The 25,220-nt window shown below is 44.4% G+C and carries 31 protein-coding genes; 4 read left to right on the top strand and 27 right to left on the bottom strand.

All coding sequences use genetic code 11. The features are described 5' to 3' along the window. Positions 1–65: 65 nt before the first annotated feature. Entirely contained in the window at positions 66–1,490 is a 1,425-nt protein-coding gene (gene lpdA / locus ACSQ8P_RS22350; RefSeq protein WP_436237188.1) for a dihydrolipoyl dehydrogenase, read from the bottom strand. A 287-nt stretch (positions 1,491–1,777) separates the two neighbouring features. On the opposite strand from lpdA, the gene ACSQ8P_RS22355 reads away from it, so the two are divergent. Continuing rightward, the gene (locus ACSQ8P_RS22355) at positions 1,778–2,041 is read left to right on the top strand and encodes a DUF2627 domain-containing protein (RefSeq protein WP_436237189.1); all 264 of its coding nucleotides are present in this window, start codon (positions 1,778–1,780) and stop codon (positions 2,039–2,041) included. Positions 2,042–2,080: 39 nt separating this feature from the next. Here the strand turns inward: ACSQ8P_RS22355 and steA are convergent, their stop codons facing one another. Beyond that, entirely contained in the window at positions 2,081–3,232 is a 1,152-nt protein-coding gene (gene steA / locus ACSQ8P_RS22360) for a putative cytokinetic ring protein SteA (RefSeq protein WP_436237190.1), read from the bottom strand. Between the two features lie 133 nt (positions 3,233–3,365). Between steA and ACSQ8P_RS22365 the strand changes: the two genes are divergently transcribed. Beyond that, on the top strand, positions 3,366–3,551 hold the full coding sequence (locus ACSQ8P_RS22365; RefSeq protein ID WP_145655418.1) for a hypothetical protein: 186 nt from the start codon (positions 3,366–3,368) through the stop codon (positions 3,549–3,551). Between the two features lie 61 nt (positions 3,552–3,612). Here the strand turns inward: ACSQ8P_RS22365 and ACSQ8P_RS22370 are convergent, their stop codons facing one another. Then, the gene (locus ACSQ8P_RS22370; RefSeq protein WP_436237191.1) at positions 3,613–3,792 is read right to left on the bottom strand and encodes a hypothetical protein; all 180 of its coding nucleotides are present in this window, start codon (positions 3,790–3,792) and stop codon (positions 3,613–3,615) included. A gap of 309 nt (positions 3,793–4,101) precedes the next feature. After that, complete coding sequence (locus ACSQ8P_RS22375; RefSeq protein WP_436237192.1) at positions 4,102–4,353, bottom strand: hypothetical protein; 252 nt, start codon at positions 4,351–4,353, stop codon at positions 4,102–4,104. Positions 4,354–4,497: 144 nt separating this feature from the next. Between ACSQ8P_RS22375 and ACSQ8P_RS22380 the strand changes: the two genes are divergently transcribed. Next, entirely contained in the window at positions 4,498–4,764 is a 267-nt protein-coding gene (locus ACSQ8P_RS22380) for a hypothetical protein (protein ID WP_057312184.1), read from the top strand. A 65-nt stretch (positions 4,765–4,829) separates the two neighbouring features. Here the strand turns inward: ACSQ8P_RS22380 and ACSQ8P_RS22385 are convergent, their stop codons facing one another. The 3 genes from ACSQ8P_RS22385 to ACSQ8P_RS22395 all read right to left on the bottom strand — a co-directional run bounded on the left by ACSQ8P_RS22385 (position 4,830) and on the right by ACSQ8P_RS22395 (position 6,754). After that, positions 4,830–5,060, bottom strand: a complete 231-nt coding sequence (locus ACSQ8P_RS22385) for a hypothetical protein (protein ID WP_436237193.1) — start codon at positions 5,058–5,060, stop codon at positions 4,830–4,832. 82 nt (positions 5,061–5,142) lie between these two features. After that, complete coding sequence (locus ACSQ8P_RS22390) at positions 5,143–5,568, bottom strand: hypothetical protein (RefSeq protein ID WP_436237194.1); 426 nt, start codon at positions 5,566–5,568, stop codon at positions 5,143–5,145. An 85-nt stretch (positions 5,569–5,653) separates the two neighbouring features. Beyond that, on the bottom strand, positions 5,654–6,754 hold the full coding sequence (locus ACSQ8P_RS22395) for an MBL fold metallo-hydrolase (RefSeq protein ID WP_436237195.1): 1,101 nt from the start codon (positions 6,752–6,754) through the stop codon (positions 5,654–5,656). Between the two features lie 247 nt (positions 6,755–7,001). Between ACSQ8P_RS22395 and ACSQ8P_RS22400 the strand changes: the two genes are divergently transcribed. Beyond that, the gene (locus tag ACSQ8P_RS22400) at positions 7,002–7,094 is read left to right on the top strand and encodes a YjcZ family sporulation protein (RefSeq protein WP_082595420.1); all 93 of its coding nucleotides are present in this window, start codon (positions 7,002–7,004) and stop codon (positions 7,092–7,094) included. A gap of 152 nt (positions 7,095–7,246) precedes the next feature. Here ACSQ8P_RS22400 and spo0A read toward each other — a convergent pair whose 3' ends face one another. The 20 genes from spo0A to spoIIIAF all read right to left on the bottom strand — a co-directional run bounded on the left by spo0A (position 7,247) and on the right by spoIIIAF (position 25,220). Next, positions 7,247–8,044 carry a sporulation transcription factor Spo0A gene (gene spo0A, locus ACSQ8P_RS22405; protein WP_436237196.1) on the bottom strand — a complete coding sequence of 266 codons (798 nt, stop codon included), beginning with the start codon at positions 8,042–8,044 and terminating at the stop codon, positions 7,247–7,249. A gap of 235 nt (positions 8,045–8,279) precedes the next feature. Continuing rightward, positions 8,280–9,620 (bottom strand): SpoIVB peptidase, encoded by a 1,341-nt coding sequence (spoIVB, locus tag ACSQ8P_RS22410; protein WP_056614646.1) that lies wholly within the window; start codon positions 9,618–9,620, stop codon positions 8,280–8,282. 118 nt (positions 9,621–9,738) lie between these two features. Next, positions 9,739–11,466 carry a DNA repair protein RecN gene (gene recN, locus ACSQ8P_RS22415; RefSeq protein ID WP_436237197.1) on the bottom strand — a complete coding sequence of 576 codons (1,728 nt, stop codon included), beginning with the start codon at positions 11,464–11,466 and terminating at the stop codon, positions 9,739–9,741. A 15-nt stretch (positions 11,467–11,481) separates the two neighbouring features. Beyond that, complete coding sequence (gene ahrC, locus ACSQ8P_RS22420) at positions 11,482–11,931, bottom strand: transcriptional regulator AhrC/ArgR (RefSeq protein ID WP_056614653.1); 450 nt, start codon at positions 11,929–11,931, stop codon at positions 11,482–11,484. Between the two features lie 2 nt (positions 11,932–11,933). After that, positions 11,934–12,386 carry a hypothetical protein gene (locus tag ACSQ8P_RS22425; RefSeq protein ID WP_436237198.1) on the bottom strand — a complete coding sequence of 151 codons (453 nt, stop codon included), beginning with the start codon at positions 12,384–12,386 and terminating at the stop codon, positions 11,934–11,936. 103 nt (positions 12,387–12,489) lie between these two features. Continuing rightward, positions 12,490–13,320 (bottom strand): TlyA family RNA methyltransferase, encoded by an 831-nt coding sequence (locus ACSQ8P_RS22430; protein ID WP_436237199.1) that lies wholly within the window; start codon positions 13,318–13,320, stop codon positions 12,490–12,492. Between the two features lie 33 nt (positions 13,321–13,353). Continuing rightward, a complete protein-coding gene (dxs, locus tag ACSQ8P_RS22435) occupies positions 13,354–15,246 on the bottom strand; it encodes a 1-deoxy-D-xylulose-5-phosphate synthase (protein WP_436237200.1) in 1,893 nt (630 codons plus the stop codon). Positions 15,247–15,470: 224 nt separating this feature from the next. Further along, positions 15,471–16,379 carry a polyprenyl synthetase family protein gene (locus ACSQ8P_RS22440; protein WP_436237201.1) on the bottom strand — a complete coding sequence of 303 codons (909 nt, stop codon included), beginning with the start codon at positions 16,377–16,379 and terminating at the stop codon, positions 15,471–15,473. Position 16,380: 1 nt separating this feature from the next. Next, positions 16,381–16,632, bottom strand: a complete 252-nt coding sequence (gene xseB / locus ACSQ8P_RS22445) for an exodeoxyribonuclease VII small subunit (protein WP_436237202.1) — start codon at positions 16,630–16,632, stop codon at positions 16,381–16,383. Next, the gene (gene xseA / locus ACSQ8P_RS22450) at positions 16,619–17,989 is read right to left on the bottom strand and encodes an exodeoxyribonuclease VII large subunit (RefSeq protein WP_436237203.1); all 1,371 of its coding nucleotides are present in this window, start codon (positions 17,987–17,989) and stop codon (positions 16,619–16,621) included. Before xseA ends, xseB begins: the two co-directional genes overlap by 14 nt. A 7-nt stretch (positions 17,990–17,996) precedes the next feature. Then, complete coding sequence (gene folD, locus ACSQ8P_RS22455; protein ID WP_436237204.1) at positions 17,997–18,863, bottom strand: bifunctional methylenetetrahydrofolate dehydrogenase/methenyltetrahydrofolate cyclohydrolase FolD; 867 nt, start codon at positions 18,861–18,863, stop codon at positions 17,997–17,999. A gap of 68 nt (positions 18,864–18,931) precedes the next feature. Further along, positions 18,932–19,393 carry a transcription antitermination factor NusB gene (nusB, locus tag ACSQ8P_RS22460; protein ID WP_436237205.1) on the bottom strand — a complete coding sequence of 154 codons (462 nt, stop codon included), beginning with the start codon at positions 19,391–19,393 and terminating at the stop codon, positions 18,932–18,934. 119 nt (positions 19,394–19,512) lie between these two features. Next, the gene (locus ACSQ8P_RS22465; RefSeq protein WP_436237206.1) at positions 19,513–19,740 is read right to left on the bottom strand and encodes a DUF2273 domain-containing protein; all 228 of its coding nucleotides are present in this window, start codon (positions 19,738–19,740) and stop codon (positions 19,513–19,515) included. Between the two features lie 14 nt (positions 19,741–19,754). Continuing rightward, a complete protein-coding gene (amaP, locus tag ACSQ8P_RS22470; RefSeq protein ID WP_436237207.1) occupies positions 19,755–20,315 on the bottom strand; it encodes an alkaline shock response membrane anchor protein AmaP in 561 nt (186 codons plus the stop codon). Between the two features lie 85 nt (positions 20,316–20,400). Further along, positions 20,401–20,814: an Asp23/Gls24 family envelope stress response protein gene (locus ACSQ8P_RS22475; RefSeq protein ID WP_436237208.1), complete on the bottom strand. Its 414-nt coding sequence runs from the start codon at positions 20,812–20,814 to the stop codon at positions 20,401–20,403. Positions 20,815–20,974: 160 nt separating this feature from the next. Continuing rightward, complete coding sequence (gene accC / locus ACSQ8P_RS22480; protein ID WP_436237209.1) at positions 20,975–22,333, bottom strand: acetyl-CoA carboxylase biotin carboxylase subunit; 1,359 nt, start codon at positions 22,331–22,333, stop codon at positions 20,975–20,977. 66 nt (positions 22,334–22,399) lie between these two features. Next, positions 22,400–22,897: an acetyl-CoA carboxylase biotin carboxyl carrier protein gene (accB, locus tag ACSQ8P_RS22485; RefSeq protein WP_436237210.1), complete on the bottom strand. Its 498-nt coding sequence runs from the start codon at positions 22,895–22,897 to the stop codon at positions 22,400–22,402. Between the two features lie 156 nt (positions 22,898–23,053). After that, positions 23,054–23,791: a SpoIIIAH-like family protein gene (locus ACSQ8P_RS22490; RefSeq protein WP_436237211.1), complete on the bottom strand. Its 738-nt coding sequence runs from the start codon at positions 23,789–23,791 to the stop codon at positions 23,054–23,056. A gap of 39 nt (positions 23,792–23,830) precedes the next feature. Continuing rightward, positions 23,831–24,472, bottom strand: coding sequence for a stage III sporulation protein AG (gene spoIIIAG, locus ACSQ8P_RS22495; protein WP_436237212.1), 642 nt, complete (start codon positions 24,470–24,472; stop codon positions 23,831–23,833). Positions 24,473–24,476: 4 nt separating this feature from the next. Further along, entirely contained in the window at positions 24,477–25,220 is a 744-nt protein-coding gene (gene spoIIIAF / locus ACSQ8P_RS22500) for a stage III sporulation protein AF (protein WP_436237213.1), read from the bottom strand.

The following is a 25,220-nucleotide window of genomic DNA, read 5'->3' on the forward strand; positions in this document are numbered from 1 at the left end:
ATACCTGGTCCTAGTACTTGACTCTATAAGCATATTATAAACGCAAACGTTTATGATTACAATTTTTATCCGCTAATTGCAATGCCATCCACAGCTAGCATCGCTTCACCCAAAGCTTCCGAAAGTGTTGGATGCGGATGGATGGTCTGTCCAACTTCCCAAGGCGTTGCATTCAACACTTGGGCTAGCGCTGCTTCTGTAATACTGTTGGTTACTTGGGGGCCGATCATATGAACACCAAGAATATCATTCGTGTCTTTATCTGCAATTACTTTCACAAAACCATCTGAATCCCCATAAACTAGAGCTTTCCCTATTCCCTTGAAACTAAATTTGCCAACTTTCACTTGGCGACCTTGCTCAATTGCCTGCTGCTGGGTCCAACCAACACTGGCAATCTCAGGTCTTGTATATGTACATTTGGATACAAGGTGCGTCTGAAGTTCATCTGGCTGATGCCCGGCAATATGTTCAGCTGCCACAATTCCCTCGTGACCTGCCATATGCGCCAGCATGAGTCCACCGATTACATCACCAACCGCGTAGATGTGGGATTCTGTCGTTTGCATATAGCGATTGACGCGAATGACGCCTTTATCAATTTTGACATCGGTATTCTCAAGCCCCATCGCTTCTACATTCGCAACACGGCCAACCGAAACAAGAACTCGTTCCGCGGATAGTTCATGTACTTCACCTTGCTTGTCCACTTGCAACGTAACTACGCCATCTGCCACTTTCACAGACTCCGGCAGCAACTTCGTGCCCGTCTCCAGCTTAATCCCACGTTTCTTGAATAAGCGTTCTAATTCTTTGGAAACATCTTCGTCTTCTAAGCTGACCAAACGCTTATCGACTTCTACGATCGTTACCTCCACGCCAAAATCGTGTAACATTGAAGCCCATTCAACACCAATGACGCCACCGCCAACAATAATGATTGACTTCGGCAGACTCTCCATCCTTAAAGCATCTTCACTTGTGATGATGTTAGTACCGTCGATTTCTAAACCTGGCAAGCTGCGAGGTCTAGACCCCGTTGCAATGATGAGATTGCTCGAAAGAAGAGTTTCGATATCCCCATCCTCTTTCTCAACTGAAACAGCACCGCTGCGTGGCGAGAAAATCGAAGGTCCGATAATTCGTCCATTTCCATGGTGAATTGTAATCTTATTCTTTTTCATCAAAAATTGAAGACCTTGATGCAGTTGATCGACAATTCGTTGCTTACGTCCTAACACTTGTTCAAAATTCAACGAGACTGATTGAGCTGTGATGCCATAATCCTCGCTATGCTTCATCGCGGCATACACTTCTGCACTCCGCAGCAAGGCTTTACTCGGTATACAGCCTTGATGTAAACAAGTACCACCCATTTTATCCCGTTCCACAATAGCCACCGTTTTACCTAACTGTGCAGCCCTAATAGCAGCGGTATAGCCACCGATTCCTCCACCTAATACTACTACATCATATCTATGTTCACTCATGCATGTTTAGCCTCCTATGAAACAATTACTTGTTATATGTATACGTGCGTCTCTATTATATTACCCTTTTTTGGGATCGAAGTCATAGTCTTATTTGTGAGAAAAACTTCTATCGAAGCAATTCGAGGTTGAGCGACCGCGTTTTAAATGTTGTTTTTATCGCCAATAAGAATTTGTTTTTCCGAGCACCGGAAACTTATAAATTCTTAAGTGGGGAATTAGACACGCTAGCGGTTTCGGGTTATGATGTTAGAAAAAACATGTTTCATGTCAGGTAAGGAGTTACTATGAAAGCACCCTTTTATCGTTTTATTGCCATTCTACTTCTCGTTATTCCTGGAATAACCGCTACTTATGGCTTTCTCGCAATGAAAGATGCCTTTTTCGCACAATTTGATACAGTTGCTAATAGCGGTATGTTATGGGGTAAATTCATTCTAGGCTTAGTATTATTTCTGATCGGTGTTGCCTTTATTGGTGGATGGACCTTTTTCAGAGATCGCAAGCGGAATTATTTGGCTCCCCGATTCAAACCAAAACGCAACAAATAGACCGGACAATGCGTCCGGTCCTTTTTTTTCGTAATGCCCTCATTCTACTCCAACAAGCTTCCATACGACATGGCTCGCACGCCTAAGTATCCAGTGCAGCTGGAACAAACTCAAACCAATGAAAACAACTGACAGACCGACGGTGGAAAGTGCTTCTTTCCGCCATTGCGCTGGTTGATGTGTTAACGCTTGTAAACTTTTAATATCTATTAGACGAGTTCCAACCTTCATGCGCACAAGAAGGGCACTCCCCATATCTGCTACACCTTTCGCCATAAAATCACCCATATACGATTGTACACCGACGGTAATCAGCCATTCTCCGCCTTTTTCATAGGCTAACAATAAAGCGGCATCCTCACTGTTACCTATACAGGGCAAGACATGCTGATACTCACCAGCAGGCGAACAATTATCAAGGTTTCCCTGTGGGTTCGGGTAGGTGTGAACAATGATTTCTGCACCACTTTTCCACACGCGATTCGAAATTTGATCCGCATCACCCACGACGACATCAGGTTGATAGCCATTTGCTAACAGCGCATCCGCCCCTGCGCCAACGCCAAGTAATATCGGCTTAAAAGCCGTTATAAATCCACTAGCGGCTTGCAGATCCTTTTTGTATCCTTTCCCATCGGACACGACCAAAATGTGCTTATCCGTGAATTGCGTGCGCAGCGGCAAGCTGGGCAAAGACTCTCTGACAGCATGCTTTTCTCGCATAGCAAATGCCAACGTGTGTTCAATAAAGGACTCACATCGTTCACTTGCCTGCTCATTTGCAGTCCGTTGTGCGAGCAGCCAGTCTTCTCGCGTAAATGGCTTACAAGAAACAGACTGATCGCCTACATGGATCCTATCTTGATAGATGAGCATTTCTGCTTCGTGCAGAAAGATTTCAGCATGAATCGCATCCACTTCAATAATTGGGATATGCTGCTGCAAAAGTAATAGCGGACCTTCCGTTGGGAACACACCACTCATGGCTTGCCCACAATGTACGATCGCTTTCACTCTACGATCCAACAGTTCTTGTGCCTGTTCTTCCTCGATATCACTCTGCGACAGCACGAGTATACGACCGGTTGGAAACTGCTCAAACGGTTCAAATGAACCTGTTCTCTTAACTATTTTCCCTTTGCAAATTAAGTTAGGCTTCGCGGCAAATAAAGATAAAGATGACCAATTCATGGTTAGACACCTAGCTTTCCTAACGTCGTCTCATGGCCTACCTAATTTACCCGATCCCACAAAATTCTATGTATATTTTAAGCTTTGGATGGCAAGCATTGGTTAATATTCGTATAGAAAGGAGAGGACATCTATGGAGCTAAACATGAGTGCAGACGAAGTGTTAGGCCAAATTGTACAGCTTCACAGCACAGGGGAATCGCTAGCCAAAAAAAATGTGAAGAAGCTGCATCCTGATCTTATGAAAAACGCCCTGTATTACTATCCAAGCTGGGAACATGCTTTACAGAAGACCGGAGTTGGCACCATTGTTCACTAATCATACATAGGTTGTACGCTGATGCTCCGTGGGGTAGATCCCTGCGGAGCCGTTTTATGACCTACTCGTCTATAACTTCCCATTCCACTTGAACCATCCGATCCACCCACGTTCGAATTTTCACTTCGATCGCTTGCTCGATCTCTTCGTCTGTCATCTCACCAAGCTTATGCTCGGCAATTTCGAGCACATCCGTTTTCTTCGTTTCGCCATCTATCGCTAATTGGATTTGAATGCGCATATCGTCCACCCTTTTTCATTATCAACTAAACTTTCCATTGCCTCTTCCTCATCACCTGTTACAATAGAAGTATACTCTCACACTATAATAGAAAAGAGGAATTACGATGTCCCGATCACAAGCTCAAAAATTGCGTCAACGTCATATACGTGAAGGCAAGTTGGATCCTATGATGCAGCGATTGCACTGGTACGGTACAAATCCAGTAACCAGAACAACACCAACACGAATAGAACTTCAAAACAAACAACAGAATAAACACAAATCAAGGAATTTGAACCATACTGATTATGGCGATAATTCCTTTTCTCATTCTTGCTCTTCTCGAATGGAAATCCCTTGTTGAGCTGCGTAATGAATCATTTCTTCTTTCTCCGTTGGGCGAAAGTTATATTTGCAATCAAACCCATTAAAGAATAACTGCCAATGCTTCACAACCCCTTGTTCGTCAACTTCAAGCTCTGCTACATATAAAGAATCAGGCTCATCCTCGAACTGCAAACCGATGTGAATGAATGTCTGACCTTCCGAAATTTCCTGTTCACAATAGTCCATAATCATGTCAAGATGACCTCCTATTGAATAAAATCTTTTTTATTTATATAATATACTAATGCAACTGAGCAAACAAAGAGAAAAGCATGTTAATTTATGAATTTGCGATGTAGAATGTTTAGCTGAGCAAACTCTTAGGAGGAAATACATTTGGCCTACGATCCGCAAGTAGTTGATGCAACAATAGTAAGTGATAATAAAAAGAACGGACTATTCGAGGTTGTTGTTTCCTTGAAAGACCGCAACAAATGCCGTCTTTTCTTTGAAAGAGATGCCGAAACTGGCATCGGCCGCGTAACGGATTTGAACCGTTTGATGAAAGAACCTTGTCCAATTTGCCGCAAAGATTACCTGTGCAATTGCCTTGATCGCTATAAGCACTCCATCGCTGATCAAGCTTTAACGTTCATTAAGTAGTTGACATGAACACAAGGAAACCCCTTAGCCTCATTGGCTAGGGGGTTTTCCATGTTATACATGAATTATTCGTAGATAACACGATAGAGCCCCTCTAATAAGCTCTGGTAATTTCTCGGATCATACGTAATCTCCGCAAAAGATACTTGAATGACCTTATTACTGGTCTTCACAATAAAAAAACTGTCCGAACTATTCTCTGCATCAATATACGTATAGCACACCAACTGACTGCTGCCTGTCTGATTTCGTAGAAATGCCGTCGCTTCCTCACTCTCATTCGCGAACTTAGGCATACATTCACCTCCTAAGCACAATTCACCCACTAGATTCGGTAGAACACCTTAGAATACCTTGTCAAATGTTCCTATCAGGTGCTCATGACTGGGATGTCTTCTTCCTCTTCAATGCAAGATATCCACCTAAGAGAGATACCGGTACGATGGCTACTAAGCCAATTAATTCATACCAAAGCGGGATCATATCCTGCGTTAATATCGAATCAAACCCAATCCCTGCACCTATAACCCCAATGATCGCTGCGTTGAATAGTTCTCCTCGTTTGGCTACCTTCGCTGTGAAGTAACTGCCTAGGAACGTCCAGAACAAGCCAACGACCAGAAATAAAAGTAAGAGAGCTGCATTTGAATAAATGGCATTTACATCGTGATTTTCCATCGGGCGGTTAGCAAAGTATAAACTGCCAATCACCCCTGACGATAACATCGTCCCGATATTATCAATAGCTATTCCCAGCACAACTGCTAGAAAATGAAATTTTCGCACACTTTTTTGTTCTGACATAGACTCTTCTTCTCTCCTGCTCACATCTGACTATTAACCTAACCATAATACCATGTGCAATCCCTAGTAGCTAGTTCAGTTCGAACTATGACTGTACCCACCAATTCGCTTTCGGATAAGACTGCACATCGGAGTCCTTCAAGATAATGGTTTGTCCGATAGGTGGAGTGACCATCTTAACCCCTCTGGTCATAGCAGCCTTCGCGGCGCGGGTCACAGGATCATTCCATGCATGGATGGCTAAGGTAAAGGCCCCCCAGTGGATCGGCAGCATAATCTTCCCTCTCACATCCAAATGTGCTTGAACGGTTTCTTCCGGCATTAAGTGAATATCCGCCCAACGCTCATCATATTGCCCACATTCCATCAAGGTAAGATCGAAAGGTCCATATTTATCCCCAATTTGCTTAAAATGAGGCGTATACCCGCTGTCGCCGCTGAAGAATATACTAGTCTTCTCTCCTTTGATCACCCAAGAGCACCATAAGGTCGCACCGCGATCATTCGTACTGCGTCCGGAGAAATGATTGGCAGGCGTACAAGCCAGCTTCAGCCCTTCGAACGACAACTCCTCCCACCAATCATGCTCCTCAATATTGGCAGCTGGAACTCCCCAGCGGATTAAATGAGCTCCTACACCTAGTGGGACAAAAAAACGTTTCACTTTGTGTTTTATTTTCATAATCGAACCATAATCCAAATGATCATAATGATCATGAGATAAAATGACGGCATCAATCAGCGGGAGCTCCGCAATCTCAAATGGGATTCCGCCGCTGTATCTGTTTTTTCCTACCCATGGAAATGGCGAAGGTGTTCTTCCAAACATCGGATCAAGAAGCAAGGCTTTCCCATCGATGGTCAGCAAACTAGCCGAGTGACCGAACCAGGTGACACTTGTATCACCATTCACGCTAAACTGTGGCTTCTCCATCGGTAACGGGGACTTGGGACGTCGGTGCGGGCTTCCTTTGATCATATCACGCAAAATCCCTAGCGTAGTCCTGAAGCTCATGTTCAACATCGCTGGGACTGGATTTTCGAACTTGTTTTGCGCATATTGTGGAGACTGACCAAACTTTCGAATATCAACTTCAGAAGGTCTTCGACCGAATACCGGATACAGATTCATAAAAAGGACATACACACCAATCAAAATCACAATGATTACTAACGTTAGTAACATACTCGTTGCCTCCATACTTCTAATTCCGCTTACACGATCTCAGGTTAATAAGAATAAGCTACGATGTAATAACGTAACAACATATCCATTGGTTCCAAGTTTTCATATCGTCCGCCTTCCCCATCTCCAAATTTATTTCAAGGGACAGGGACATTAGCACAATCAGTCGTTTCGCCCAAACATTCCTCAGAAATAGTCATAAGCTATCTCGAAACACAAACCAAATATCCATTGGAGGTTGATTCGAATGAGTTGTGGAACTGGGTATGGTACTTCTGCAGCAGCAGTCTTGGTACTTTTCATCTTATTGGTTATTATCACTAGCGCATTTGTTTGGTAATTCAAAACTAATACAGAAGGACTACCTAGACTGTCTAGGTAGTTTTTCTGCTTCCCATCTCAATCATGCAACTTAAAAAAACGAAAAAGAACGCTCTAATTAGAGCGTCCTTGATCTTGATCTTATATATTATTACAAAGCTTCTAACCCTCTCAAGAAACTTTATGCTCGATTCTGAGCTTGTCAGCAACCATCGCGATAAATTCGCTGTTCGTAGGCTTAGATTTCGAGATATTAATCGTGTATCCGAAAATGAAGGAGATGCTGTCGATGTTGCCGCGCGTCCATGCGACTTCAATCGCGTGACGGATGGCGCGTTCGACGCGGCTCGGCGTCGTTTTGTATTTCTCAGCAATTGCTGGATATAGTGTTTTGGTGATGGCACCTAGGATTTCAATATTGTTGTAAACCATCGTAATGGCTTCACGTAAATATTGATAGCCTTTAATATGCGCAGGTACACCGATTTCATGAATAATACTCGTGATATTGGCATCCAAATTTTTGCCTTTTGGCATGTGCACAACGTTCGCACGAGGTGTTGACGATGTAGTAGTTGTTGATGAGGAATTCCCCGCAAGCTGGCGAATACGATTCGTAAGGGTTTCCATGTCAAATGGTTTTAATATGTAATAAGAAGCGCCAAGCTGTACGGCTTTTTGTGTAATATTTTCTTGACCGAAGGCTGTAAGCATAATGATTTTGGGCTGAGAAGGAAGATTCATCTCTCGCATTTTTTCCAGAACCCCAAGTCCATCCAAATGAGGCATAATAATATCTAAGATGAGAACATCGGGCAGCTCACGCTGTTGCTCCAGAAAACGAAGGACCTCGTTACCATTGTAGGCAACACCCATAATTTCCATATCCTCTTGCTCACCAATGAACTCTGATAATAAATGGGTGAATTCTCGGTTATCGTCTGCAAGTAATACCTGAATTTTTTGCAACTGAATTTCCTCCTTTAGCTACTAAAACAAGTTGGTATTTTTCTCTCTTATGTAAAGCTATTCGACAGCTCTTTTTAAAATCCTTCTGTCGAATATTATTTTTCTTTTCTTTTGTTTGAGTTTCTTATATAATATAATATTTATCTTCTATTTCCAACATTTTTCGACATGAAGTCACTAAACTCGATATAAGTCCTTACAATTAAGTTAAAAAGAAATAAAGAACTAAAGGCTATTAACTCACCTTTAGTTCTTTGTCCGTGTTCCCAGATGTCGGCCGGAGGATGATTCCAGAGTCCTGAAGCATCCATTCGATAAAGCAGCCATAACCGCTAGTTGGATCATTCACGAATACATGCGTGACCGCTCCGATCAATTTACCATTTTGAATAATTGGAGAGCCGCTCATACCCTGCACAATACCACCTGTTTTATCTAATAAACGTGGGTCCGTGATTTTGATAACCATGCCTTTCGTACCTGGAACGTCTTGTTTGGATACATGAACCACTTGGATATCGAATTTTTCTACTTTCTGACCTTCAAGCACTGTATAGATTTGCGCTGGCCCTTCCTTCACTTCTTCAGCAAAAGCAACAGGAATCGCTTCTTTATCTAAGCTGTGATCAGGTGCTCCATACATTTTCCCAAAAATCCCGAAAGCCGTATTCCGTTCAATATTACCAATCACCTTGCTGTCCTTGTAAAGCGTAGCATGCTTTTCACCAGGATCCCCATTATGGCTTTTAGAAATCGACGTCACATTCGAATAGACAATGTCACCATCGCCTACAATAATGGGTGTCTGGGTATCCATATCCGTTATGACATGCCCAAGAGCCCCGTAGACGCCTTGATCTGGTGCATAGAAGGTTAACGTCCCCACCCCTGCCGCTGAGTCGCGAATGTACAGACCCAAGCGATAAGACTTATCTACAACGTCATACACGGGCTGCAGCTTCACAACAAGTTCTTGATTGTTTCTCAAAATTTGCAGAACAAGGGGATTTTTGCTTTCGCCTGATTTGGCCACCAGCTCTGCGACCTTACTAACATCCTTAGAATCCTTGCCATTGATTTTGGTAATTAAATCACCAACTTGAATTTTCGCTTCTTCCCCAGGTGAAACTTTTTGTTCAGAGGCAACAGTCACCAAATGGTGACCTACAACCAAAATACCGGCAGACTTAATTTTCACACCGATTGTCTGGCCCCCTGGGATTACTTTTAAATCAGGTACGACATTCACTTTGACAGTCTTGATCGGAATAGCTCCAAACAGCTTGAGCTTCATTTCCGTTTGCCCAGAATGATCGGATTGCAGAGAGATAGGTTCGTTCAAATTAACTTGAAATGAGTGCTTGGCGTTGCCGTTTACCTTCACAATATCCGTATCCTTGACCGTAACCTGGGCACTGACCGGCATCGTTAACTGAAGCTGCTTCCCTTGTCCGCTGAACAAGCGGAGTTCTTGTGGAAAGGAGGCAAAGCTCTGAAAAGGCGGGGACATACTGACCAAGCAAACGAAGAAGACGAGCAAGAGTCCGAACAATCTTTTTCTTTTGTTGGATTGCACTATCAACACGCTCCTTCAAAATTCCTTGAGCCCTGACGAATAACCTCGTCAATTGCGTACCTATAAGTTAACCCCAGTCCCCTTCTTTTATAACTGTAAATGATGACTATCTATACTTTCATACCCTTGCTTTCTTATTTTTTGCCATGGTAAGCATTTCTCCAGCATGATGAAGCGTTGTTTCTGTCACTTCTACACCGCCAAGCATCCTCGCCAGCTCTTCAATTCGGCCAGCATCTGGCATATCTTGAACACGCGTGAACGTCCGCTCTTGATCCACTTCTTTCCGTATATAGAAATGAACATCTGCGAAACTTGCAACCTGAGGCAAATGAGTAATGGAGAAGACTTGACAGCTTTGCGAAAGAACAGACATTTTCTCAGCTATCGCTTGTGCAGCTCGTCCGCTAACCCCCGTATCAACTTCATCGAATACGAGCACTGGAATTTGGTCAATCCGTGCAAAAATAGCTTTCATTGCGAGCATAATACGGGAGAGCTCTCCACCTGAGGCAATTTTACTTAATCCACGCAGTGGTTCTCCTGGGTTAGGTGCCATGAGAAACTCAACTTGATCAATGCCTTGTCTGTTAAAGCGCACCTTATTTCCATCCACCTCTACGCCGCGGTCATCGATTATATGAGCAATCTGAACTCGGAACTGTGTCCGTTCCATTTGAAGATCACGCAACTCATGTTCAATTTGGGCAGAGAGATCACTTGCTATACCTTTACGCAGATTAGATAGGTCTAGCGCATGCACACCAACTTGCTTCTCAGCAAGTAGAAGCTTTTCTTCTAATTTACGAATAATTTCATCTTTATTTTCAATCGTATCAACTTCATTTTTGATCTTCTCTAAATAGCTTAGAATCTCTTTAATATTCTCCCCATATTTTCGGCGGAGAGACGTGATGGTATCTAATCTTTGTTCAATAAAATCTAAACGAGATGAATTGAATTCAATGCTGTCGCGATAGTCTCTGATTTGATAAGCTGCATCTTCCAACTGGTAAAAGGCTGATTGCGCCTGTTCAAGAATCGGGCCCAAATTCGTCGGATCTAGCTGCACAATATCCTGAAGACGTGATACTGCTTTACCAGCAGCATCGAGTCCTCGGTTTGTGGCATAGAGAAAATCATAAGCTTCGGATGAGCTTTGATAAAGCTTCTCCGCATTAGCTAACTTGCGCTTCTCCTCAGCTAAGGTCTCATCTTCGCCTAATTTCAGCTTGGCTGATGATATCTCTTCAATTTGGAACCGATAAAGGTCTAACATTTGAAGCGCTTGCTTGCTCGTTTCTTGAAGATCGTTCAGCTCTTTTTGGAGCTTCATATACTGATCATAGCTAGCTTGATACGTCATCTTCGCCGACTCAATCTCAGCATCCCCGAATAAATCCAGGGAATGAATATGCTCGTCCACATGAAGCAGTGATTGATGCTCATGTTGACCATGAATATTAACGAGCCATTCTCCCGTCTTGCGCAACATCGTCATATTCACAAGCTGACCATTAATCCGACTCGAACTTTTGCCTGTCGCCGTAATTTCACGTCGAATAATGAGGTGCTCGGAAGCATCAGATTCAATCCCCAACTCTGTAAGCGTATGCCAAACTGGATGAGAAGCAGGTAAGTCAAACATGGCTTCAATCTCTGCTTTATCAGCACCATAACGTACTAATTCCGAAGAACCTCTACCACCGACAATCAGTGTTAACGCATCTATGATGATCGATTTCCCAGCGCCAGTTTCCCCTGTAAGGACGTGAAAACCTGCTTTAAACCGAATATGTACATGTTCAATGACAGCTAAATTACGAATTGAAAGCTCTGTAAGCATGAACGCCTCCTGATTTTATGATAATAAGGACATGACTTCATTTACAAAAGTTACGCTATTCTCTTTCCCGCGGCAAATGACAAGAATCGTATCATCTCCACAGATGGTTCCCATGACGCCATTCCACTCCAAATTATCTATTAAAGCGCAAATCGTATTCGCGGTGCCTGGCAAGCATTTCATAACAACCAAATTATCCGTATAATCAATGCTGACAAAATGGTCACTTAACGCCCGACGAAGCCGCTGCATGGGATTAAAGCGCTGATCTGCCGGCATGGAATACTTATATCTGCCATCATCCAGCGGAACTTTAATGAGATGGAGTTCCTTGATGTCCCTCGAAACTGTTGCCTGAGTTACATGAAATCCTGCCGCGCGCAGCGCTTCAACTAATTCATCCTGTGTTTCAATCTCATGGTTTGTAATAATTTCTCTAATTTTTACATGCCTTTGACCCTTCATCCTTACACCTCTATGTGAAAAGTGATTTTTTTGATTTTGCTAACGGTCATATCAACGTAAAGGATACCCTGTGCCTCAGGATAAATGAGGGTGTAGGGCAGCAGCATATCACGCACAGCGCTCCCTGTCATCTCCAGTGGTTTACGTTCTTTCGCCACTTTCACAAGATAAACATGATCTTCCTTTTGCACAAAATAATCGATAAATAAGCGGCTTTCCAGCTGATCTCTCTCGCCAATTGTCATGGTAATTGGAATTTTGGTCTTGCCAGCAAGCACATCAAAACCAGCAGCTTCAAGCAGATCAACAACATCGTCCTGAGGAATATTTACCTGCCTTGGAATTCGACCTCTTCCTTGAGTTGAACCTCCCAGCCACTTTTGAAATCGCCAAATGACTAGACAAACAACAACGATCAGGATTAACAAAATGACTCTTACATCGCCTTGTTCCATGTCCTTCACCTCGCCATAGTATTCGCGAATCCGACAGGAGAATCCTTTCTGTTAAGTGAAAAAACCCATCTCAGGGCCGCAAAAGGCGTTCTCAAAGATGAGTTTATTTTCCGTGTAATTTCTGAGACTCTTTAACAGTCTCGGCAATGAGAGCTTTGATCGAAGATGGTGCTGCAAGCGACGCTTCCGTCTCGTTGCTCGACCAGTACGCAAGGAATTCAATGTTCCCTTCACCACCGGTTATTGGCGAGTAAGTGAGTCCCCTCAAGCGAAATCCGAGCTCCTCAGCAAATGAAAGAACCGTTGTCAACACGTCAATGTGCACATCCGTGTCTCGCACAACTCCCGACTTGCCAACTTTCTCTCGACCTGCTTCGAATTGCGGTTTAATCAAAGCAACAACATGTCCCTGATCCCCTAGGATTTCCTTAAGTGGTGGCAGGATAATACGAAGTGAAATGAACGAAACGTCAATACTGGCAAAGGTAGGCCTCGGACCGTTCAAATCCTCCAATTTCGTGTAACGGAAATTCGTTCGCTCCATGACGTGTACACGCTCATCATTGCGCAGCGACCAATCCAATTGATTGTAGCCAACATCGACAGCATACACGGAGGCCGCACCATTTTGCAGCGCACAATCTGTGAAGCCGCCCGTGGAAGCCCCAATGTCCAGCATAACTGCATCGTGTAAGTCGATTTCGAAATGCTTTAACGCCTTCTCCAGCTTTAATCCGCCACGACTCACGTAAGGATGCAGTGCGCCTTTTACTTTCAGTACGGCTTTCCGACTGATCTTCATTCCGGCTTTATCAGCTGGCTCTTCATCCGCAAAAACAAGGCCTGCCATAATGGCGGCCTTTGCCTTTTCTCTGCTTTCAAAATATCCTTGCTCAAGTAGCAATAAGTCTAATCTTTCTTTATCCGAGGACATATATAATGTGTTGCTCCTATTCAAAATCGGTTACTAGACCTTCGCTCGTAGGACCTTACGAGGTACTAGCTTCTTCACTTCGGTAATCAAGTGGTGGGCAGTTAACCCAACCTCTTCGCGTTGTTCAGGCACACTGCCATGCTCTACGAAGTAGTCTTGAATCCCCATCAATTCAACCTGCAAACCAACAATCCGCTTCTCTGCGTAGAATTCCAATACCGCGCTTCCGTAACCACCTTGGATTGAACCTTCTTCCATCGTGATCACTGGCATCGATTCCTTCGCTAGTTGCAGCAAATAAGCTTCATCCAACGGTTTAATAAATCTCGCGTTCACAACACGAAGTTCAATACCTTCTTGAGCCAGCTGAGCGGCTGCTTCCTCTGCAACTTGAACCATCGGTCCAACAGCAAGAACTGCAGCATAATCACCCTCACGTACAGTTTCCCAAGTACCGAGTGGAATTGCCTTTGGAGCCTCATCAATAGGAGCACCAGTGCCATTAATACGCGGATAACGATACGCAATCGGACCATCATTATATTCAAGAGCCGTTTGCATCATATCACGCAATTCCTTCTCATCCTTTGGCATCATTAAGACCATGTTAGGAATTGTTCGCAAAAATGAAATATCATAAACCCCTTGATGTGTTTCGCCATCCGGACCAACGAAGCCAGAACGATCGATTGCGAAGGTTACATTTAATTTAGGACGACAAATATCGTGAACTACTTGATCATACGCACGCTGCAAGAACGTTGAATATACGGCGAATACTGGCTTCAAACCTTCACTCGCGAGTCCTGCACATAATGTAGCCGCATGCTGCTCCGCAATACCAACATCAATCATTCGACTCGGAAATTGCTTCGCAAATTTCAATAATCCAGATCCACCTGGCATTGCAGGCGTAACGGCAACCACACGAGAGTCCTTCTCACCAAGCTCAATTAACGTATCTCCGAAAACTTGTGTATACATGGGCGGTCCAGAAGACTTAAGAACTTGACCTGACTCCATTTTGTAGGGCCCTAAGCCATGCCAAGTATGGGAATCGTTCTCCGCGGGTTTGTAACCTTTCCCCTTGGTCGTAACGACATGAATCAGCACAGGGCCAGCAACCTTCTCAGCCTGTTTCAACGTATCCATCAACACTTGTAAGTTATGTCCATCCACAGGACCAATATAAGTAAAGCCTAGTTCTTCAAACCATACGCCATTCAAAACAAAATATTTAAGACTATCCTTCAGCTTCTCCGCTGTTTTGGCCAGCGTTCCACCGATGGCAGGAATTTTCTTCAGTAAATATTCGACTTCCTCTTTAGCTTTCAAATAATGACGGTCCGAACGAATTTTGCTTAAATAATTATGAAGAGCCCCTACGTTGGGCGCAATCGACATTTCATTGTCATTCAGAATGACCGTAATATTCTTCTTCTCGTGACCAATATGATTCATGGCTTCTAATGCCATGCCGCCTGTAAGCGCACCATCACCAATGATAGCAACAACCTTATTATGCTCGCCCTTGAGATCACGCGCCATTGCCATACCCATGGCAGCTGACAGGGAAGTACTACTATGTCCTGCTTCCCAGACATCATGCTCGCTCTCGGAACGCTTAATAAACCCGCAGAGCCCTTTGTACTTGCGTAATGTATCGAACTTGTCTTTACGTCCAGTCAAAATTTTGTGTACATACGCCTGGTGACCCACATCAAAAATCAGTTTATCATACGGGCTGTGAAACATGGTGTGTAAAGCTATCGTGAGTTCAACCACGCCTAAGTTCGGGGCTAGATGTCCACCAGTAACGGAAAGCTTCTCAATAAGAAATTGACGGATTTCTCCTGCCAATTCTTCGAGCTCCGTCAAGGATAACCGCTTCAAATCTGCAGGCCGATTGATTTGTTCGAGCAGCACGCTTGTTTCCTCACTTTCAATGTGAAAATACTAAGATTTCACCATTATATCATATTATTGGGTAATTCGTGTGATTAAACCTCTATCGAGGCAACTCAATGATGAGCGACCGCGTTTATAGGTAGGTTTCATCGCCAATTAGAAGATGTTTTCGTGAAGTGAAAACGTATTTCTAATGTGGAAAAACTACCTTCCGGTATGGCATACAATTTGTATATTTATGTTTAATGATCCCGTTTCATCAGGTAATCTGCGATCTGCAGCAACCGTTCAGGGTTCGGTATGTTGGATCGAATTAATGCCTCTTTCGCTTGACTCGTCAGCTCTTGCACTTTCTGCTCAGAAGCTTCCATGCCGATAAAATAAGGGAATGTCACCTTCTGCTGCTTCTCATCGCTCTTCACAGGCTTACCTAGTTTCGCTTCATCTCCGATAATATCCAAAATATCATCTTGAATTTGAAAAGCAAGTCCAAGTGCGTGTCCAAATTCACTGAGCGCTTCCAATTGCGTTTCAGATGCCCCAGCAATATGCCCGCCAGCACGCAATGAGAACACAATAAGATCACTCGTTTTGTGTGTATGAATATAAGTAAGCTCTTCCAACTTGGTTAAACCTTGTTCTCCTAACATATCCGCTGCTTGGCCGCCAACCATGCCACGAGCACCTGCCAGCACGGCAAGCTCTTCGGTAATGGCTAGCACGCGTTCAGCAGGAACACCAAATCTTTTGTGTGATTGCGTAACGCAGAAGAAGGCGTGCGTAAGCAGCGCATCGCCAGCAAGAATAGCCATTGCCTCACCATAAACTTTGTGATTCGTTAACTTGCCTCTCCGATAATCATCATTATCCATCGCTGGCAGATCATCATGGACTAAGGAATAGGTATGAACCAATTCGATGGCTAGCGCAACAGGCATAGCAGATTCAAGGGAGCCCCCAAGCGACTCTGCAGCAGCTAGAACCATAATAGGACGCAGTCGTTTACCGCCTGCCATCAAGGAGTAGTCCATAGACTCACGTAAAGAAGCTGGTACCTCCCAGGCAGTTGGCAATGATTGACGCAATGCAGCTTCAACCAATTCAGCATGGGAAGCGATGTATGTATGAATAGTAGACGTCGTGTTATTCAAACTAATTCCCCTTATCTTCCAAGACAGGCTGGAAAGGCTTCCTTGTTACCCCAGCTTCCCCTTCAACCAGCATCTCAATTTTCTTCTCCACTTGCTCCAGCTTAACGCCGCATAAATGGGAGAGTCTTACACCTTCTTGATACAGTTCAATTGCTTTCTCTAAGGGAACGTCGCCGCTCTCCAACTGACTTACGATACGCTCTAGCTGCTCGATTGCCATTTCAAAACTTACTTCCGTTTCACTTGTTGACATCAATGTTCGCCTCCATCCCCGAAACTTGACATTGTATTTTACCGTCCTTAAGACGTATGGATAATCGATCACCGATGTTTACTTGCGTTATCGATCTCACAAGTTGCTTTTCTTGTTCGTCATAAGCAAGACTGTACCCCCGCTGCATAACTTTCAGCGGGCTAAGGGCGTCCAGATGACGGACACTGGACTGCCACTCCTGCTTCTTCGAGCGCAGGAGGGTTTGCATAGCCGTGAGCATCTGACGTTTGGACGTGTCCAAACGTCGTCTCGCCATCACGGCCTGCTCAGTCGGATTGAAGCTGGACAAGCGACGCTCCAGCCTCAATCGACGCTGCGCCAGCTCCGTGAGGCGCTGCCGCATGCGGTAACCGAGCTGCTCCGCAAGCCGGTCGAGTCGCTCCGCAGGCTGCATAAGCAGCTGCCTGCGGGGGTTCGTCAGGAACGGCGAGCGCTTCGCGCGCTCGAGCCGTTCCTGCTTGCGGCGCAGCTGCTGCAGCAGCCCGTAATGCAGGCGCTGCGCCTGCTGCGATAGCTGCTGCTTCAGCTCGAGGTGGTGCGGCACCGCGAGCTCTGCCGCCGCCGTAGGCGTCGGCGCTCGGAGATCGGCGACGAAGTCGGCGATCGTGAAGTCCGTCTCGTGGCCGACGGCCGAGATGATGGGGATCGCGGAGGCGCTAATCGCCCGCGCAACGATCTCCTCGTTGAAGGCCCACAGCTCTTCCAGTGAGCCGCCGCCGCGGCCCACGATGAGCACGTCGGCTTCACCGAGCCGGTTCATGGCTTCGATCGCCTTCACGATCGAAGGCGCCGCCTGCGTACCCTGTACGAGGACAGGGTACAGCAAGATCGGAATCGACGGGAAGCGCCGCTGCAACGTGATGATGACATCACGAATGGCGGCCCCCGTCGGGGATGTGATCACGCCAATGGCGCGTGGAAACCGAGGAATCGGTTTCTTGCGCTCTGGCGAGAATAACCCTTCAGCTTCGAGCTTCTTTTTCAGTTGCTCGAAGGCCAAATACAAGCTGCCGATGCCATCAGGCTGCATCGCCGTCACATAGAACTGATAGGCGCCGTCTCGCTCATAAACTGAAATATTCCCGCGAGCAATGACTTTCGTGCCTTCTTTCGGGATAAATCCCAGCTTCTGATTATGCGAAGCAAACATAATGCTTTTCAGCCGACCATCCGCATCCTTCAATGTAAAATACATATGACCGCTGGAGTGATGTGTGAAATTCGAAATTTCGCCTCGCACCCACACATCTTGGAGACGTGAATCTCCTTCCAGCAATAGCTTAATGTAACGGTTTAAATCTTTAACGGATAAAATCTTGGTCTCATTTCTCGCCATAAGGTGACTATACGCTCACATTCGCTTTAGCTGCACGGCTAGCCGCATCAACTGTATTGCGAAGCAGCATCGTAATCGTCATTGGGCCAACACAACCTGGAACAGGTGTTATGGAACTTGCAATCTCTTTCACGGCTTCAAAATCAACATCACCGGTTAATTTGCCGTCTGCAGGACGATTCATCCCAACATCAATTACCACTGCACCTGGTTTAACGTGATTCGCTTTGATCAAATGCGCTTTCCCTACAGCTACAACAAGAATATCTGCTTGTTTGGTCATCTCTTCCATGTTCGGCGTGCGGGAATGAACCACAGTTACCGTTGCATGCTCACGCAACAACAACATAGCCATCGGTTTACCAACAATGTTACTTCTACCTACAACTACTGCATGCTTACCTGCAATTTCAACTCCAGTTCGCTTAAGGATTTCAATAACACCGTGCGGAGTACAAGGCTTCATGCCATCTTTACCAATCATCAGGTTTCCTACATTTATCGGATGGAAACAATCTACATCTTTCGCTGGATCAATTTCATCAACAACTGCTTCTTCATTGATATGCTTTGGCAATGGTGATTGAACAAGTATGCCGTTAATTCGATTATTGTTGTTAAAACCATGGATGAGTGCAATTAATTCTTCTTGTGTCGTCTGCTCAGGTAGGCGGTGTACTTCGGAATAGATGCCTACATCATCGCAAGCTTTCGCTTTGTTTCTTACATATACTTGTGAAGCTGGATCATCACCAACAATAACAACAACAAGACCTGGTTGGTTTCCCTGTGCTGTAAGTGCCGCTGCGTCAGATCTGATTTCCTCACGAATCGAGCTCACGAGTTCTTTCCCATTAATTACTTGTGCTGACATGTTATTTCCCCCTTAGCCATTTAAGCCATACCTATATGAAAAGTAGAAAGTTAGTTACCTTGATGATCTCAAAGAGTACGCAGAACTTTTTCTTTCAGTTCGTCTATTTCTTTAATCATTTTCCCCAACACGCCATTTACGAATTTCCCCGATTCTTCAGTGCCGTAATGCTTGGCCAAATCAATGGCTTCATTAACAACAACTTTCGGTGGAACATCGTCGCGATACAACATCTCATACGCACCTAATCGCAGAATTTCCCGATCGATGCGAGACAGTCTGTCCATCGCCCACCCCTTCAAATACTCCTCCAATAACTCGTCAATGCTTACTTTGTTCTTGTAAGTCCCTTCAACAAGTTCAATAATGTAGACTGGATCTATCTTATCTCCGGAGAAATCCAACTGCGATTCATTATCATGTTCAGCTTCATGAATCGCGACTTGAACAGCCTCCTGAGGAGTAGCCTCATTCATTTGGATTTGGTATAAGCTTTGTATAGCAATTTCACGTGCAATTCTGCGTTTCATTCTGTTCCTCCTAAGCGCTTTGCTCTTGCAAAGCGACCTTCTCCTAAAAACTCTTTCTCCTAGTATACGTCAAATTGGATCCAATCCAAACAAAAAAATCCATGGTTGAACCAGGGATTTTAGCGAAACATTCTCCATTTTTGTGTGAGATAGCGCCAAATGTCTTCCAGCATGATGAAACTTTCTTTGCGATCCAGCTTATTTCCAATATAAAAACCAACAAGAACGATAAATCCAAAGATCAACATATCCCAGAAACCAAAAAACAAATAAATAAAACCGAAGAATATACCCGCTGTCACTCCGATTACTTTGCCCCTATGGAATTCCCATAGTTCATTCCACATATGTGGATTCACCTCTATTCGACTCGGCTTTTAAACGTTGGGGCAGATTGCACGATGTTCGCTACGAATACGGTTACGGAAGCTACAGGAATACCGGTAATTTCTTCTATGTAACTTTTCACTGTACCTTGCATGTCTTCAGTCAGTTCCGGAATCGAGCTTTCCCCATCTACAATGGTTCTAATAGTTATTTCTAACCCGGATTGATTCACTCTAACTCGCGCACGCAGATCTTTGGCACCTTTCGTGCGACCCGCTGCTTTCAGCGAAAGATTCTCAACAGTCTCGATGGAAATTCGAATATCCCCAAAATCGGTACGTTGATCAATCGATGGCGCCTGGGAACGTCCGCGACGAAGCGTTACGATCAGGAATCGCACGGAAATCAGCAGCATAATCAAACTAATGATAATGCCCGGATAAGCGTAACTCTTCTCGTAATAGAAATGGCTAAGCGTTTGACTTGCTTGATCGAGTGGGATCCAGCTAGATGCTGTGAACAATACAAAGATCGATGCGACGAAAATAATCAGGCTATAGAATAGTAGCAAGAGCCTGTCCACAATTTTACCCACTACGCTTGTCCCCTTCCTAAGTTAGAGGAAACCCCCTGCAACCTGTAGGGGGTTTCAATTGATCCATATGGCTCAGCTTTACCGCCTATTTCACACGATGGGCAGCCGCTGGTTCTTCTTCAATCGGTTTATCCGCCTGCTTAAAGTGAACATCATGAATATGAACGTTAACCTCAACAACATTTAAACCTGTCATTGATTCGATTGCCATCTTCACATTGTTCTGAATATCACTTGCAACTTCTGGAATACGGTTTCCATACTCGATAATGATGGAGACGTCAATGGCAGCTTCACGTTGTCCGACCTCTACCTTTACGCCTTTGGACAAATTCTTGCGTCCAAGTAATTCAGCAATGCCGCCAGCTAATCCGCCACTCATCCCCGCTACACCTTGCACTTCCACCGTTGCCAATCCGGCAATGATTTCGATAACCTCGGGGGCAATCTGGATGCTGCCCATGTCTGTCTTGACGTAATCCGGAGCGATTGTGCTCATTGTGGCACCTCCTAAAAGTTTTGCGCCAGCCAAACTGGCTTGTAAAGCTTAAACTTGTGTTGATGTTGCAAACTTGCATCATACTCTTAAAAATATAAATGGGATAAGCCATCTTAATTTATTAGTATAACATTTCGGTAAAAATATGACAAATGTTTGTCTACGATTCTGGATCATTCACGTCGTGTTCTTCTAAGAATTTAATATCGTGGTCACCCTTGATAAATTTCTTGTGTTCAAGCAGCTTCAAATGAAAAGGAATCGTCGTGTTTACACCGTCCACCGCGAACTCATTGAGAGCCCTTTTCATACGGTTAATAGCTTCTTCACGTGTACTTCCCCAAACGATAAGTTTCGCGATCATGGAATCATAGTGTGGCGGGATCGAATACCCAGGATACACCGCGCTATCCACGCGAACACCGAATCCACCTGGCGGCAAATAAAATTTCACTTGTCCTGGAGATGGCATGAAGTTCCGATTCGGATCTTCGGCATTGACGCGGCATTCGATTGCCCATCCATTGATTCGTACGTCCTCTTGTTTGAAAGACAACGGATTCCCTTCAGCAACGCGAATCATTTCTTGAATAATATCGATCCCGGTAATCATTTCGGTAACAGGGTGTTCAACTTGGATTCGTGTATTCATTTCCATAAAGTAAAAATTACCATCTGGACCTAACAAGAATTCCAATGTTCCTGCTCCGGAATAATTCACGGCTTTCGCTGCACGCACGGCTGCCTGACCCATAGCTTTACGCGTTTCCTCCGTAAGAATCGGACAAGGCGCTTCTTCAACAAGCTTTTGTCTACGACGCTGTACAGAGCAATCACGTTCACCTAAGTGAACGACATTGCCGTGTTTATCAGCAAGGATTTGAATCTCAACATGCTTCATGCCAGTTAAATACTTCTCCAAGTAGATCCCTGCATTACCGAAGGCATTCTGTGCTTCTTGTTGAGCTGCCGTAATTTGTTGAACAAGCGTTTCCTCGTTCTCTGCAATACGGATTCCTTTACCGCCACCGCCTGCTGTCGCTTTAATAATAATCGGATACCCGATATCGCGTGCAATAACCACAGCATCATCAATATCCTCAACCAAGCCATCAGAACCTGGGATAATTGGAACTCTCGCTTCCTTCATCGTTTGCTTAGCAACCGCTTTATCACCCATTCGGGAGATTGCGTCTGGTGAAGGACCGATGAAAGTGATATTGCAGCTCTCACAAATTTCTGCGAAGTCAGCATTTTCAGCGAGGAATCCATATCCAGGATGAATTGCATCGCATTCCGTTAACGTTGCAACGCTCATCAAGTTAGTGAAGTTCAAATAGCTGTCTTTGGACGCTGTTGGCCCAATGCAATAAGCCTCATCAGCCAAACGAACGTGTAGTGCTTCTCGATCTGCTTCCGAGTACACAGCAACCGTATAGATGCCAAGTTCACGGCATGCTCGGATAATACGAACTGCAATTTCTCCGCGGTTCGCAATAAGAATTTTATTAAATTTCATGATTTGCCCTCCTAAGAGCTCTTCGTGCGAAAAGCTTGCGCTGTCAGCATAAGCTTGCAAACGCAACTATTCCGGTCTAACCAAAAATAAAGGTTGTCCGTACTCAACTAGCTGTCCGTTCTCAACGAGAATTTCAACGATCTCGCCTTTTACTTCAGCTTCTATTTCATTCATTAATTTCATAGCTTCCACAATACAAACAACACTCTTGTCAGTTACTTTAGAGCCAACGCTTACGAATGGCGCTGATCCTGGAGAAGCGGATTGATAGAATGTCCCTACCATCGGAGATACGATCTTATGTAAAGATGAATCCTCTTGCTTGGCTTGTCCGTTAGCAGTTACTGGTACTTCAAGAGCAGCTGCTGCAGGCGCTGTATTTGTGTAGTTAGGTTGACCAATCGGTGCATATGTGTGTTGAACTGGAGCGGATACATACATAGGCTCCACTTTATTCGGTTTACGAATAGAAAGGCGTGCACCTTCATTTTCAATTTCAAGTTCTTGTAAAGAGGATTGATCTACGAGTTTAATTAACTCTTTGATTTCACTCAATTTAAACATTCAAGTCACTCCTTTAGACGTTGGTGAACCTTAAAAAATGCGTTTTCATAGCCGCAACGTATGTATTATACCCATAAACGCACGAAATGGAAAGAGTCCAGTTTATCCGGACCCTTTCCACTACCCATTTGTGAAGCGAAAACTTCACTAGAATCCCTACGGACGTACGTATTGGATCTTGATATTTTCTGGCATAGCTCCCAGTTCTTTTACAACCATGTCAACAATGGAAACACCTTGGCTTTTCTCCAATTTATCGGCTTGAACCGTAACTTTCCATTTGTTTCCATCTTGATTAATAACTGCTTGTGGGAAATCTTGAATCAGAAGATCTTGTAGATTTTCAATTTTATCTTGCAGATCTGACAATGCTGACAAATCGTTTGTTGCTTTTGCTACCGCTTCAGGCGTTTTCTTCGTATCCAAAATGATCGTCATCAGATCTGTGGAAACTTTGCTGAAGTAATTATTTTGTTTCACTTGCTCATTTGTGAAGTAATCGTTAGCAGATGTCGTTTTCGCTTGTTCTTCTACTTGTTTCAACACTTGGTCATCTGTTTTAGAAGTTGTTGGTTTAGTTGCATCTTTTGTCGTAGTTTTGGAGCTATCTTGCGTCGTCGTCGCTTTAGCGTCTGTTTTTGTAGAAGTTTGCGGCGTTGTCGCTTTCGTGTCGGATTGTGTACCTGTTCCAGTTGTAGCTTTCACATCCGTTTTTGCACCAGTAACTGGATCCACTTGTGTCATATCAATCTTCACTTCTTGCGATTGCGTGATGGCATCTGACGATGCTAGATCCAGCTTATTGACGTCCTCAGTGAATAGATAATACGCGGAAAGCACCACCATCAAGCTAAGCATCGATACGAGCCAAATTGTTTGTCTTTTTGCATTCATTGTTTATTCCTCCTTAGAATAGTTAGATATTTCCCTGAATTAATTTCCTGTTTTGCGCGGTAAAATCGAAATTTTACTTGCTTGAACGTCCATTCCTCGCTCAACGGCTTCCATGATCATCTTCTTCACCGTGAGATTTTCTGCACCTTTCGCAACAACAATGACACCTCTAATTTTGGGTTTAATGTATTTGAGCACAAGCGGCTTCTGGTCACCTGATACTTGATAAATAACGACTTCACCGCTTCGCGTTACCTGGGATATGTTGCGTGTTGCGCCACCATTATCGCGTTCTGTTGTCATGGTCTGATTATCGTTATAGTTTTTGTCAACGGTCATTTCTTCCGTTGATTCAATGGTAACGAGCACTTCCACTTCCCCAACACCGACAATTTGCTGCAGGATGCTTTTCAGTTGGTCGCCATAAGCTTGTTCATAATCATGAAAGCTTGCGTTTTCCTTTGATGAACTTCCTGCAAAGGTTTCTTTACTTTCCACTGGTGGAGACGCTCTGCCTGTGTTGATGGGATCCAGATCTTTGACATGTATAAATGCGTTGATGATCATTAGCGCAGCTCCTAAAAGCCCAACCATGATAACCCAAAGCAACGTATTTTTACGTTTAGGTCCACCTGGTCCGCCGCCGAATTTGTGCTCCATCCATTGCAGCAATGTTCCCATCCATTCACCTCGCCATCCATCCTTTGCTTTGTAAGGTTTCGATCTCGATTTTGGCAGGATCTACTAACCAATTCCGTGAAATATCTTGCTTAAGTCGATCCTTTTCTTGCTCGCTAGGCAACGCTTTAGGGGTTGACTGCAAGTCTCCTTGCGCATTAGTCTGACGATCTTGCACTTTCGCGGCAGACCCAATTTTGATCGGATCTACGGGCTTGACAGGCTCCATCGCAGCAATGCTGTTACTCTTGGTTGTCGGTTGCTTCTTCGTTTCTATATCATCAAGGGTCACCTTCACACTGGTAATGCTGGGTTTCCCATTATTGTCTACTTGTACTTGAACTTGTACCTCCTGAACTGACCATTCCGTTTGTTTCTGCAAGTCCTCTTTAATCAATCCGGCTAATTGCGTTTGAACGATATGTTGCGTTTTCTTCTGTTCTGCATCTTGAATCTTATTAGCATCGTTCGTAATGGCTGCCAATGACTTCATTTGTGTTTGATTTCCAAAACCGCCTGCAAGCATTGTTTTCTCATTCTGCTCCTTCTCCGCTCGACTAAGCAGCTGATCCATATCCCAATCCTTCTGGAACAGCTGAAGCACAGGGGTGAGCAGTGTAAGTAGAATAAATAGACTCAAAACCGTCTTCACATACCGCTGCATCGTATTGCTGGGGAGCAGAAGATCAACAAACGTCGCGAGCATAATGACCATAATGACGGTTTTCAGCCATCCTGCTAACCAATCCAT

It is taken from the genome of Paenibacillus sp. LjRoot153 (genome assembly GCF_964253085.1).
In the GTDB taxonomy this organism is placed as follows: Bacteria; Bacillota; Bacilli; order Paenibacillales; family NBRC-103111; genus Paenibacillus_E.